The 7,391-nt window shown below is 66.7% G+C and carries 6 protein-coding genes; 1 reads left to right on the top strand and 5 read right to left on the bottom strand.

Annotation, left to right across the window (positions count from 1 at the left end; translation table 11 throughout):
• Positions 1–89 precede the first annotated feature (89 nt).
• From DSX2_RS09980 to DSX2_RS09970, 3 genes are all read right to left on the bottom strand, one after another.
• Positions 90–1,463 (bottom strand): sigma-54 dependent transcriptional regulator, encoded by a 1,374-nt coding sequence (locus DSX2_RS09980; protein ID WP_020880905.1) that lies wholly within the window; start codon positions 1,461–1,463, stop codon positions 90–92.
• 6 nt (positions 1,464–1,469) lie between these two features.
• A complete protein-coding gene (locus tag DSX2_RS09975; RefSeq protein ID WP_020880904.1) occupies positions 1,470–2,900 on the bottom strand; it encodes a sensor histidine kinase in 1,431 nt (476 codons plus the stop codon).
• Positions 2,901–3,070: 170 nt separating this feature from the next.
• The gene (locus DSX2_RS09970) at positions 3,071–3,397 is read right to left on the bottom strand and encodes a hypothetical protein (RefSeq protein ID WP_020880903.1); all 327 of its coding nucleotides are present in this window, start codon (positions 3,395–3,397) and stop codon (positions 3,071–3,073) included.
• Between the two features lie 693 nt (positions 3,398–4,090).
• On the opposite strand from DSX2_RS09970, the gene DSX2_RS09965 reads away from it, so the two are divergent.
• Positions 4,091–4,843: a tetratricopeptide repeat protein gene (locus tag DSX2_RS09965; protein WP_020880902.1), complete on the top strand. Its 753-nt coding sequence runs from the start codon at positions 4,091–4,093 to the stop codon at positions 4,841–4,843.
• Between the two features lie 773 nt (positions 4,844–5,616).
• Here the strand turns inward: DSX2_RS09965 and DSX2_RS17585 are convergent.
• The gene (locus DSX2_RS17585) at positions 5,617–6,036 is read right to left on the bottom strand and encodes a cytochrome c3 family protein (protein WP_020880901.1); all 420 of its coding nucleotides are present in this window, start codon (positions 6,034–6,036) and stop codon (positions 5,617–5,619) included.
• A complete protein-coding gene (locus tag DSX2_RS09950; protein ID WP_020880900.1) occupies positions 6,036–7,388 on the bottom strand; it encodes a (Fe-S)-binding protein in 1,353 nt (450 codons plus the stop codon). Before DSX2_RS09950 ends, DSX2_RS17585 begins: the two co-directional genes overlap by 1 nt.
• Positions 7,389–7,391: the final 3 nt, after the last annotated feature.

The following is a 7,391-nucleotide window of genomic DNA, read 5'->3' as shown; positions in this document are numbered from 1 at the left end:
GAAATTAGCTCCCGGTCTAGGACATCCTGCTGAACCGCTCTTCCGATCTTCCTTCTCCCCCTTCCCCGGTTCTCTTCATCGTATCGCGCTCAATGCCCGGCTATGCCGTACTTCTTCAGCTTGTACTGCAGGTTGCTCTTGGACAGGCCGAGCATGTCCGCGGCCTTGGTCTGCACGAAGTCGGACTTGACCAGGGCGCGGCGGATGAGGGCGGCCTCGATCTTTTCGAGCGTCTGGGTGATGTCCAGGCGTTCGGGCAGCATGTCCACGGCGCTCTTGTACTGCGCCTCCTCGTCCTTGATCTCGGGCGGCAGGTCCTCCACGCCGATGATGTCCTTGTCCGCCAGGACCACGCAGCGTTCCATGATGTTTTCGAGCTGGCGCACATTGCCGGGCCATTCGTAGGCGGTCAGGTATTCCAGGGCGTCCGGGGAGAATCCCTTGAAGTGCTTCTTGTTCTCCTTGGCGAAGGTGTCCAGGAAGTGGGCGGCCAGGACGGGGATGTCCTCGCGCCGTTCGCGCAGGGCCGGGACCTCGATGTGCACGACGTTCAGGCGGTAGAAGAGGTCCTCGCGGAAGTCTCCGGTGGCCACGGCCTTCTGCAGGTCCTTGTTGGTGGCGGCCACGATGCGGATGTCCACCTCCACGGGCTTCACGCCGCCCACGCGCTCGAAGGTGCGCTCCTGGAGCACGCGCAGGAGCTTGACCTGCAGGTCGTGGGAGAGCTCGCCGATCTCGTCCAGGAAGAGGGTGCCGCCGTGGGCCAGCTCGAAGCGGCCGCGCTTCTGGGCCACGGCGCCGGTGAAGGAGCCCTTTTCGTGGCCGAAGAGCTCGGATTCCAGCACGCCGGGGTTGAAGGCCATGCAGTTGATGGAGACGAAGGGCTCGTCCTTGCGCGGCGAGGAGTAGTGGATGGCGCGGGCGATGAGCTCCTTGCCGGTGCCGGACTCGCCGGTGATGAGCACGGTGGACTTGGAGGGCGCCGCGCGGTCGACCATCTCCAGGACCTTGGTGATGGCCCGGCCGTGGCCGATGATGTTGTGGACGCTGTAGCGGTCCTGCAGGCTTTCGCGCAGCAGGCGGTTCTGGCGCTGCGCGGCCGCGAACTGCACGGCCTTGGCCACGGAGAGCAGCAGCTCGTCGTTGGAGAAGGGCTTGGTGATGTAGTCGAAGGCCCCGACCTTCATGGCCTCCACCGCGGCCTCGATGCTGCCGAAGGCGGTCATGATCAGCACGGGGACGTGGGGGTACTTCCTGCGCACGTGCTCGAGGACCTCGCGGCCCGAGAGCTTGGGCATCTTCATGTCCGTGATGACCACGTCCACCTCGGACTCCTCGAGGAACTCGAGGGCGGTCTCGGGGTCGTTCAGGGTGGTCACGGCATAGCCCTTGTCCGAGAGCAGGGCGTCGAGGATGAGCAGGTAGTTCTGCTCGTCGTCGATGATCAGGATATGTTCGGCCATGGGGTCTTATTCCTTGGGGAAGGTGATGGTCACGCGCGCGCCGCCGCCTTCGTTGTTGCCGAGATCCATGACCCCGCCGTGTCCCTGGATGATGGTGTCCACGATGGCGAGGCCGAGGCCGGTGCCGTTCTCCTTGGTGGTGAAGAAGGGGTCCTTGACGTGGTCGAGGGTCTCGGCCGGGAAGCCGGGTCCGGTGTCGCTGACGACGAGCGTCAGCCCGGCCTCGTCAGCTCCCGCGGCGAGCCGTATGCTACCAGGGCCGGCCATGGCGTCAAGGGCGTTGGCCACGAGGTTGTAGATCGCGCGGTAGAGCAGGTCCGCGTCTCCCTTGATGTGCAGCCCCTCCGCGAACTGGCGCTCCAGGGCCACTTCCTGGTCGCGGCATTTCTGCTCCATGAACACGGCCACCTGGTTCAGGACCTTGCCGACGTCCACGTCATCCTGGCGGGGGTGCTTGGGCCGGGCGTAGTCGAGGAAGTCGTTGACCGTGCGCGAGAGGCGCTTGGACTCGTCGAAGATGGCCGTGAGCAGCTTGGCGTTGGCGCCCGCCGGGTTCTCGGCCTTGGCCTTCTGCAGCAGCAGCTCGGCCGTGGAGCGGATGATGCCCAGCGGGTTCCTGATCTCGTGGGCCACGCCCGCGACCATGCGGCCCATGCTGGCCAGCTTCTCGGTCTGGTGCAGCTCGCGCTCGAAGCGCTCCTTCTCGGCCGCGCGCTCGGCGGCCAGGCGGTCGGCGCGGCGCAGGATGACCAGGAGGATGAAGAAGAGGGTGAGCGCGGTGAAGGTGGTGGCGCCGACGATGATGCGCTCGAAGGTGATGACCCGTTCGTAGTCCTTGGAGATGTCCTGGGTGAACTCGAGCGCGCCGGTGATGGGCCCCCGCGGATCGTTGGGGTTCAGGCGGCGGTCGGCGCGCAGCGCGTACACGGTCTGCATCGTCACGTCCTCGGGCTCGGTCTTGAGCGCGAAGAAGGAGGCGAACTCCGAGCGCTTGGTGGCGATCAGGAAATGGTTGGTGCCCTTGTCCAGGGCCTGGTCCACGACCTGGTTGGCCTTCAGCTCCGCGTCCTTGCCCTCGTCGTTCATGGAATAGACCACGCGGCGCTCGAAGCCGTAGATGCGCAGGTCCAGGACGTGGAAGCCGTGCATGGTGGTGCGCACGATCTGGTCGAGGCGCTCGAGCTGGCGCGGGTCCTTCAGGTCCACCTTGCCGAAGGCCAGCACCGTGGGCAGGGTGAAGCGCTGGAATATCTGGTGGTTCAGGTTGTCGGCCAGGAGCAGGGCGTAGTCCTTCTGCTTCTCGAGCAGCGTGCGGCGCGCGTAGTCCGAGAGGAAGATGGACAGGACCAGGTTGCTGCCGAGCAGGAGCACGAAGAAGGTCATGGACAGGACCTTGGCTGTCTGGAAGGTCCCGTTGGACGAGGCGGTCTGCGTCATGAAGTCTCCCCCGGCGGCGTTTTCGGCCTGGAGTCGGTGCCGCGGCCGGGCAGGCGACGGCCCGGGGGCCGGGCGGGCACAGACTACACCGAGTGGCGGCCGCGCGCCACCCCCGGGCCGCGAACCGGCCCGGGGCCGGGGCGACACCCCGGAGGCGGCGCCGGGCGGACTTATTCCGAACGGGCCTGGTCCGGACGGTTCGGGGATGCGGGACGTTCTTCGGGACGTTCGGCGGGCATGGCCTCGGCCGGGAAGCGGATGTTCTCCGCGGCGCCGAGGTCGGGGAGGCAGGCGCGACGGACCGGGCGGCAGCCGCGCAGCAGGCCGAGCACGATGCAGGGCAGGTAGAGCACGGCCACGGCCCCCCAGCCGAGGCACAGGAGCACGTGCAGCGCCGCCCGCACCCAGGCGTGGCCCATGCGCAGGTCGACGAGCTGTCCCGCCAGAAGGCGGATGGTGTCCAGGGCGCCCAGCAGGGCGTTGATCAGGTCGTGCACGTCTGTTCTCCTCGGGCCTTCGCCCGTATCGATCAGAGCAAGGGGCGGGCCAACGCGCCGCTTTGCCGAATAAGTCAATGCCGACAACCTGATGCGATATCTTCCCGGCATAGCACGACAATCTATATGCAGGTCCGAAATCCACGTTCGATGGACAGGCGACAGGCAAGACGATGGGGAAGGGAGCGGGGTGGCCGGGCATGGCGATGGGGGATGGGACTTTTCGGAAAGCGCTCCGGGGACGGGGGTCCCCGGAGCGACTCCAGGGGCGAGGGGGAGACTTCGCCCTGGTGTCCGATGGTTGGGGCGGCGCGGCTGCGCCGCGGGGAGGGGGCAGTGGTCGGCCGGGCCGTGCGCTTTTGCCGTTCGTTCTGGCCGTGCGCGCGGGAGATCGGCAATGCCGCATAGGCGAGTCGGCGTGGTCCCCGTCTGGAGGCCCCGGCTCGCCGCCCCTCGTGCCACACGATGATGCATACCCCGTGCCTGAAATAAAACTCTTTTATTTCAAATTATTACGTTTTAGAGATATGGCGATGCCATCCATTGGCCGTGGTTTGGTCCATGATTCGTGGATGAAAAAGTGGCGGCGCGGCCCGCATTGCAAGCCCGGCCCCGGCCTGCCATACTCGGCCCTGATCAGGACCATCAGGACCATCGAGACCGGACACTGTGGGGCGGGACAGCGGAGGCGTCTTGGGCGACAAGGACAGGGCTCGGACCAGGACCGCCAAGGTCGGCAGGGTCAGGGGCATCTTCTCCAGCCTGGCGGACGGAGGCCCGGCGGACGGCGCGGGCGGCCGCCTCAGCGGCGAGGTCTACTGGAAGGCCGAGGAGCTGGACGACGGCAACGTCTGCCTGCAGCGCATGGGCGAGGACTGGGTGCCGCGAGGCCGCGTGGTGATCATGCCCAAGGAGCGGCTCTTCAACGACTTCAAGCTCGAGCCGGGCATCTGGTACGAGCTGGTCAACCTGCGCCTGGCCTCGGGCGACGCCCACCGCAGCCAGGGCCGCATGCACGAGGCCCAGATCGACTACGCCCGGGTCACGGCCGTGGACGAGGAGAACATCCGGGCCAACTTCGGCCTGGGGCTGGTCTACCTCTCCCTGGGCCAGCTGCAGAAGGCGGCCTACGTCTTCGAGACCCTCATCGACCTCGAGGGGACCTTCAGCCCGGAGCACAAGCACCTCTTCAACGAGTTCGGCATCGCCCTGCGCAAGCGGGGCCTGTCGGACAAGACCCTGCGCTACTACAACAAGGCCCTGGAGCTTGCCCCGGACGACGAGAACCTGCTCTTCAACCTGGCCCGCTGCCATTTCGAGCGCGGCGACGAGGCGGCCTTCTTCGACCACCTCGGCCGGGCCCTGGCCATCGCCCCGAAGCATCCCGAGTCCCTGCGCCTGCTGCGCCACGCCCAGAAATGCGGCCTGCGCCCGCCAGGGCGCTGAAAAAGCGCCGTCTGCCGCGTCGCTGCGAAAGAATCGGGCCCTCGCGTATGTGGGAATACGCGTCGGGCCCGATTCTTTCTTGCTCCTTGCATCCGGCACTTTTTGAGCGCCCTGGGGTGTTCGTCGTCAATTTTGATGGAGGCCGTTGGGCTTCCTTCGTCCTCCGGCCATCCACGCCCAGGCTGCCCGTATCCATCGCTCCAGGGTGCCGAACGCGAAAGAGGTCAAGGGGTAACCCCTCGCGAGGAGGGTCCAGGGAGGGCCAGGGCGCTGAAAAAGCGCCGTCTGCCGCGTCGCTGCGAAAAGCTCAGACCCTCGCGTATGTGGGAATACGCGTCGGGCCCGATTCTTTCTTGCTCCTTGCATCCGGCGCTTTTTGAGCGCCCTGGGGTGTTCGTCGTCAATTTTGATGGAGGCCGTTGGGCTTCCTTCGTCCTCCGGCCTTCCACGCCCAGGCTGCCCGTATCCATCGCTCCAGGGTGCCGAACGCGAAAGAGGTCAAGGGGTAACCCCTTGCGAGGAGGGTCCAGGGAGGGCGAGGAGCCCTCCCTGGTCAGGGTGCTGAAAAAGCGTCGTCTGCCGCGTCGCCGCGAAAAGCTCAGACCCTCGCGTATGTGGGAATACGCGTCGGGCCTGCGCTTTTCTTGCTCCTTGCATCCGGCGCTTTTTGAGCGCCCTGGGGGAGGGGGGGCGAGAACAGGGATAGTCGCCCAAAAAAGGCAGCCCCGCCGAAGCGGGGCTGCTTATGGATGGGCCCGGGGAGGTCGGCCGGGCTACTTGGTCTCGTGACAGCCCGCGCAGGCGCGGGGGCCGCCCTTGATCTTCGGGTCGGGGCCGTGGCCCGCGTGGCAGCCGATGCATTCCTTGTGGAAGGCGGCCTGCAGGCCCAGGCCACCGGCGGGCTTGTCGCCGCCGTGGCAGGAGTCGCAGGTGCCGGGCGTGGTGCCGTCCAGGAGCTCCGAGGGATCGAGCACGTTTGTGCCGTTCTCGTAGCGGTGGTGGCAGGCGGTGCAGTCCAGCCCCAGGCTCACGTGGGCGTCGTGGTTGAACTTCACCGGGCCGCGCTTGAGGCCGCCGGGGAAGTCGGCGGGGTTGCCGATGGTCACGGAGTCGGGCTGCGCGAAGCCGGGCAGCGCGAAGGCGCAGAGCAGGGCCGCTGCCAGGGCGGCGATGACGATGTGTGCGGCGCGCATTACTCGGCCTCCTCTCCGTCGGCGTCGACGGGTTGCAGATGGGGAGGTATCTCCATGATCTCGCAGAGGATCTCCTTGAAGGAGACGACCTTGATGCCGAGGTCGTACTCCTTGTTCAGGTCGTTGATCTGGTCCGTGCAGTTGTGGCACGGCACGAGCACGTACTTGGCGCCCGTGGCCCTGATCTGGTCGGCCTTGAACTTGCCCGCGACCATGCGCCGCTTCTTGTACTCCGCGCCCATGGGGATGAACCCGCCGCCGCCGCAGCAGCAGTGGCCGTACTCCGCGTGCGGGGTCATGGGCCGCACGTCGTCGGCGATCATCTGCAGGAGCTCGAGCCCCTTGCCCGCGAGGTCGCCGTTGCGCGAGAGGTTGCAGGGGTCCTGGTAGGTGATGGGCTCCTCGAACTTGTGGCGCAGCTTGATCTTGCCGGACTTCATGTACTCGTGGAACACGGCCACGGCGTGGGTCACGGGCACCGGGGGCCGGCCGTTGGGCTGGCCGGTCCAGTACGGGCCCTCGTACTTGGCCGCGCGGTACGCGTGGCCGCACTCGGTGACGCAGATCATCTGGGCGTTCAGCCGCTTGGCCGCGTCGTACACGCTCTGGGCGACCATGCCCGCGACCTTCAGGTTGCCCGAGAACATGGACAGGTTGGTGGCCTCCCAGCCGTGGCTGGGCATGGTCCAGGACTCGCCCGCCACCTGGAAGACCTGGGCGGCCATCTGGATGTCCTGCGGGTAGTACTTGGGCTCGCGCGCGTTGACGATGAACATCAGGCGGCAGTCCTCGCGGTCGATGGGGATCTCGAGGCCCTTGATGGAGTCCTCGCCCTCCTCGGCCATCCATTCGCAGGTCTCGACGAACTCCTCGTCCGTCATGTCCATCTGGTTGCCGGAGTCGATGTAGCTCTGGTCGATGGACATCAGGCGGTCGGGGCAGACGTCCTGGCTGCGCAGGCACTGCCGGGCCACGCTGATCATGGTCGCGATGTCGATGCCGAAGGGGCAGTACTGGGCGCAGCGGCGGCACATGGTGCAGCGGCCCCAGGCGATCTCCTTGGCCTCCTCCATGAACTCCCGGGTGACCTCGCCCTTCTTCTTCAAAAGCTCGCCGAGCGTCTGCCGCGCCTTGTACTGGGGCATGAACTCGGGCTTCTTGTCGTTGGTCAGGTAGAAGAAGCAGGATTCGGAGCACAGGCCGCAGGAGGTGCAGGCCTTGAGCCACAGGCGCAGGCGGGCCGAGTCGTTGCGGTCGAGGACCTCGCGGATCCTGGCCGCGTCCACGGGCTTGTGCGCCGTCACGTTTTCCGCCGCGCCGGCAGCGGCGGTATCAGCTGCGATGTCGGTCATGTC

The sequence above is a fragment of the Desulfovibrio sp. X2 genome (genome assembly GCF_000422205.1).
Taxonomy (GTDB): Bacteria; Desulfobacterota; Desulfovibrionia; order Desulfovibrionales; family Desulfovibrionaceae; genus Alkalidesulfovibrio.
Note: the sequence above shows the minus strand (reverse complement) of the source record. Positions and strands in the feature narration are given on the sequence as shown.

Bases quoted from the DNA above. Each gene is read 5' to 3' on its own strand.
- DSX2_RS09980 (WP_020880905.1), bottom strand. From the start codon at position 1,463: ATGGCCGAACATATCCTGATCATCGACGACGAGCAGAACTACCTGCTC.
- DSX2_RS09975 (WP_020880904.1), bottom strand. From the start codon at position 2,900: ATGACGCAGACCGCCTCGTCCAACGGGACCTTCCAGACAGCCAAGGTC.
- DSX2_RS17585 (WP_020880901.1), bottom strand. From the start codon at position 6,036: ATGCGCGCCGCACACATCGTCATCGCCGCCCTGGCAGCGGCCCTGCTC.
- DSX2_RS09950 (WP_020880900.1), bottom strand. From the start codon at position 7,388: ATGACCGACATCGCAGCTGATACCGCCGCTGCCGGCGCGGCGGAAAAC.